The sequence below is a fragment of the Streptacidiphilus monticola genome, assembly GCF_042658505.1.
Taxonomy (GTDB): domain Bacteria; phylum Actinomycetota; class Actinomycetes; order Streptomycetales; family Streptomycetaceae; genus Streptacidiphilus; species Streptacidiphilus monticola.
Genome location: NZ_JBHSQJ010000054.1, coordinates 1 through 3,994, shown reverse-complemented (window position 1 = coordinate 3,994; position 3,994 = coordinate 1). Strand labels below are relative to the sequence as shown.

Annotated in this window: 5 protein-coding genes and 1 pseudogene; 2 read left to right on the top strand and 4 right to left on the bottom strand. The window is 73.3% G+C overall.

Translation table 11 applies throughout. The features are described from left to right. Both ACFP3V_RS13690 and ACFP3V_RS13685 read left to right on the top strand, forming a co-directional pair. Positions 1 to 695 (top strand): annotated as a pseudogene (locus ACFP3V_RS13690) (ThiF family adenylyltransferase); the annotation flags it as partial. Continuing rightward, on the top strand, positions 692 to 2,023 hold the full coding sequence (locus ACFP3V_RS13685) for an ABC1 kinase family protein (RefSeq protein WP_380583259.1): 1,332 nt from the start codon (positions 692 to 694) through the stop codon (positions 2,021 to 2,023). The pseudogene ACFP3V_RS13690 and the gene ACFP3V_RS13685, both read left to right, overlap by 4 nt. 65 nt (positions 2,024 to 2,088) lie before the next feature. On the opposite strand, the gene ACFP3V_RS13680 is transcribed toward ACFP3V_RS13685, so the two are convergent. The 4 genes from ACFP3V_RS13680 to ACFP3V_RS13665 form a co-directional block, all read right to left on the bottom strand. Continuing rightward, positions 2,089 to 2,421 (bottom strand): hypothetical protein, encoded by a 333-nt coding sequence (locus ACFP3V_RS13680; RefSeq protein ID WP_380583310.1) that lies wholly within the window; start codon positions 2,419 to 2,421, stop codon positions 2,089 to 2,091. Between the two features lie 17 nt (positions 2,422 to 2,438). Beyond that, the gene (locus tag ACFP3V_RS13675) at positions 2,439 to 2,780 is read right to left on the bottom strand and encodes a WhiB family transcriptional regulator (RefSeq protein ID WP_380583258.1); all 342 of its coding nucleotides are present in this window, start codon (positions 2,778 to 2,780) and stop codon (positions 2,439 to 2,441) included. Positions 2,781 to 2,910: 130 nt separating this feature from the next. Continuing rightward, positions 2,911 to 3,312, bottom strand: a complete 402-nt coding sequence (locus tag ACFP3V_RS13670; protein WP_380583257.1) for a hypothetical protein — start codon at positions 3,310 to 3,312, stop codon at positions 2,911 to 2,913. Positions 3,313 to 3,501: 189 nt separating this feature from the next. Continuing rightward, a partial coding sequence (locus tag ACFP3V_RS13665; protein WP_380583256.1) for an HRDC domain-containing protein occupies positions 3,502 to 3,994 on the bottom strand: 493 nt, incomplete at its 5' end.

Genomic DNA, 3,994 nt, shown 5'->3' with positions numbered 1-3,994 from the left:
ACGCCACCGGCGTCGGCCTGGTCCAGCCCAGGGACGGTGGCCGGGTGCTGCCGGCGGACGTCTCCCCCGCCGGGCTGCGGCCCGAGGACGTCGGCCGCCACCGGGACGCCGCGGCCAGGGCCGTCGTGCGCCGCGCGGCCCCCGGCCGCCCCGACGACACCGGGGCCGCCCGCCGCGTGCCGGATCTGGTGGTGGTCGCCCCGCGCGGGGACGCCACCGGGCTCACGGCCGATCCGGAGCTGGCGGCCCGCCTGCTCGCGTCCGGCGTGCCGCATCTGTACGCGGGCGTGGCCGAGACCACCGGCACGGTCGGGCCGCTCGTCGTCCCCGGGCGCAGCCCCTGCGGCCGCTGCGTCGCCCTGCACCGCACCGACGTCGATCCGCAGTGGCCCCGGGTGCTCGCCCAGCACCGCGGCGGCTCGGGTGCCGCGCCCGCGGCCTGCGACACGGCCCTCGCCACCACGGTGGCGGGCACGGCCGCGCTGCACGCGCTGATCTTCCTGGACGGCGGCTCACCCCCGAGCCTCGGCGGCTGGGTCGACATCTGCGCCCGGGACGGCTCGATGCGCCGCCGCCGACTGACGCCCCATCAGGACTGCGGCTGCTGCCCGCACCCGGCCGGGGAGCCCCGGGGCCAGGCGGTCCGGGTGCAGAATGACCGGGAGCACCGGGTGCCGATTCTGGAGGAGAAGTGAGCGATCTTCCGCGCAAGGCCGTGACCAGAGGGGCGAAGCTCGCCGCCCTCCCCCTGGGCATCGCCGGAAGAGCCACCCTGGGCCTCGGCAAGCGCCTCGGCGGCCGGCCCGCGGAGGAGGTCTCCGCCGAGCTCCAGCAGCGCACCGCCGACCAACTCTTCCGCGTCCTGGGCGAGTTGAAGGGCGGCGCGATGAAGTTCGGCCAGGCGCTGTCCGTCTTCGAGGCCGCCCTGCCGGAGGAGGTCGCCGGTCCCTACCGGGCCGCGCTCACCAAGCTCCAGGAGGCCGCCCCGCCGCTGCCCGCCGCCTCGGTGCACGCGGCGATGGCCGAGCGGCTCGGCCCGGACTGGCGCGAGCTCTTCCTGGAGTTCGAGGACAAGCCCGCCGCCGCGGCCTCCATCGGCCAGGTCCACCGCGGCGTCTGGCAGGACGGCCGCGAGGTCGCGGTGAAGGTCCAGTACCCGGGCGCAGGGGAGGCGCTGCTGTCCGACCTCACCCAACTGGGGCGCGTGGCACGGCTGATCGGTCCGCTGATCCCCGGCCTCGACGTCAAGCCGCTGATCGCCGAGCTGCGCAACCGGGTGAGCGAGGAGCTGGACTACGCCCTGGAGGCCGAGTCCCAGCGCGTCCACGCCGACGAGTTCGCGGACGACCCGGACATCTTCGTCCCCGCCGTGGTCACGCACGCGGACCAGGTGCTGGTCACCGAGTGGATGGAGGGCATCCCGCTCTCCGAGGTGATCGCCGACGGCACCCGTGAGCAGCGGGACCGGGCCGGGCAGTTGCTGGCCCGCTTCCTCTTCGCCGGCCCCGCCCGCACCGGGCTGCTGCACGCCGATCCGCACCCGGGCAACTTCCGGCTGCTCGTCGACGACGGCCCGGCCGACGGCTGGAAGCTCGGGGTGCTCGACTTCGGCACGGTGGACCGACTGCCCGAGGGCCTGCCGGAGCCCATCGGCGCGGCGCTGCGGATGGCTCTGGAGGGCGACGCCGCAGGGGTGTTGGAGATGCTGCGGCAGGAGGGCTTCGTCAAACCGAGCATCTCGCTGGACCCGGACGCGGTGCTGGACTACGTGCTGCCGATCATCGAGCCCGCGGCGGTGGACGAGTTCCGCTTCACCCGCGCGTGGATGCGCGCGCAGGCCGCCCGGGTGGGCGACCCGCGCTCCCCCGCCTACGCGCTGGGGCGCCAGCTGAACCTGCCCCCGGCGTACCTGCTGATCCACCGGGTCACCCTGAGCACCATCGGGGTGCTCTGCCAGCTGGACGCGACCGCACCCTTCCGGGCCGAACTGCTGGACTGGCTACCGGGTTTCGCCGGCGAGTGAGCGGCGGATGAGCGCCGCAGGGGGCGCGGGAAGCCCCGCGCCCCCTGGGAGGGTGCCTCCGGCGGTCAGCCGGAGAGGACGACGCTCGCCAGCGCCCGGCGGGCGCGCAGGCTCGCGCGTTCCGCACGCCGCTTGAGGGCGACGGCGCGGAGCAATCGTTGGTGCTCGGCCTCCTGCAGGCGTTCCTGCATGTGGACACGGGCCAGGGCTTCGGGCATGAGTTGCATGTGGAGGGTCCTGTTCTGGGAAGTCTCGTGCGCTGCGGTACGGGGATCGGCGGGAACGTTCATCGGGGCCTCGTGGAGGGGGAGTTGGGCGCGCGGTCGACCGGATGCGGTCCCGGTCTCGACTTCGCCGAGCGCCTCGCGGATGGAGCTGCGGAGTGCGTCGTCCGCCATGCGGACGGCCGCGGAGGTCACGCCAGGACCTCGTTCTTGCGCGGGCGGCCACGCGGCCGCTTCCGGGCCACGACGACACCCTGGACGAAGAGCTCGCCGCCCCAGACGCCCCACGGCTCGCGGCGCTCGAGCGCACCGGCCAGGCACGCGGCCTTCACCGGGCAGGTGCCGCACAGGGACTTGGCGTACTCGACGTCCGCCGGGCTCTCGGCGAAGAAGACCTCCGGGTCGAGGGTCCGGCACGGGATCGGGACGCCGAGCGTGTCGGCCTCCTCGAACGCGGTGAGCTGCATCAGGTTTACCTCCGGGGGGTGGGAGTGGTCGGCGTCGGCTGCGGACGGGGCGTGCGGGCTGGTCACCGGTGACACGTTCGCGTCTTCCTCTTCGTTCTGTTCTTCGGGCTCTGTGTTGCGCTTGTTGGGCAAACAGAAGGGCCGCGGATCCCGATCCGGGATTCCGCGGCCCTGGAAGTGCCGACCTGATACAGGTTCAGGTTCGATCTATCCAGGGGTCTGGGCCGCGGAAGGCCCGCATCTTCGTCGTCGCCGTGGCGGCGATCTTCTGCTGCTGCGTCTGCTCGGCAAGGAGAGACAGGTGGGACTGCTGGGTCTGGTGGGCTCCGGCACCCGCGGCGGCGGCATAGCCACCGGCGACGGCGGCCACTGCTGCTACGGATGCCGAGGTCGGTCGCTCATCACGGACATCGGCGGTCCACAGGCCACGACCCAGACCGCTGCCGTTGCCCAGGACACCGTTGTTCAGCACATCGGTGGTCAGGACGCGGGCGCCGGCGGGGGCGGCAAAGGACAGACCGGTGCCACGGAAGGCGGGAGCCGCAAGGGCAGCCGACATCGCGGTCGGAGCAGTCAGATTGATGATCGTGCTTTTCACAATGTCCGCCTCCCTTCGGCGCTCGGGGCCCCGGCTTCCGCCGCGACCCACTCAGTGGTCATTCGGGTCCTGCTGGTACAGCTCGGGCACAGCAGCGAGCGACCCGTAACAGGTGTGACCTGTGGGGCCACGGTCGCGTCTCCTTGACCGTGCTCGGCACGCTAGTGCGCTCTCCGCTGCGGGCGCAAACTATTTTTCCGGCGAGTTTTCTCGGGCGTCGCTCTCGTCCCAGAAGTCCGAGATGTCGTCCGGTGCAGACCCCCCGGCCTCCTCGGGGAACTCCTCCGGGAACTCCACTTGGGACTCCCCCGGAAGCACTCCCCCGCACAACGACAGCACGGCCTCGCCGTACTTGTCCAGCTTCGCGCGGCCCACACCGGAGATTCCGGCCAGCTGGTTGAGCGTCTTCGGCAGCGTCTCGGCGATCGCCAGCAGCGTCGCGTCCGTGAACACGCAGTACGGCGGCAGGCTCTGCGACCGGGCCTGCGAGCTGCGCCAGTCGCGCAGCCGCTCGTACAGCGCCTCGTCCAGGGTGGACGGGCAGTCGGCGCAGCGGCGCAGCTTCCGCTCGACGGCCTCCGTCAGCACCCGGCCGCAGACCCGGCACTTGACGGGCGCCTTCGCCTTGCCGCCCGCCGCGGCGCGCTGGCCCGCCGCCCGCGCCGGGCCCGCAGCGCGCGCG

Excerpts from the sequence above, each read along its gene's own strand:
- ACFP3V_RS13680 (WP_380583310.1), bottom strand. The coding sequence starts at position 2,421 with ATGGCGGACGACGCACTCCGCAGCTCCATCCGCGAGGCGCTCGGCGAA.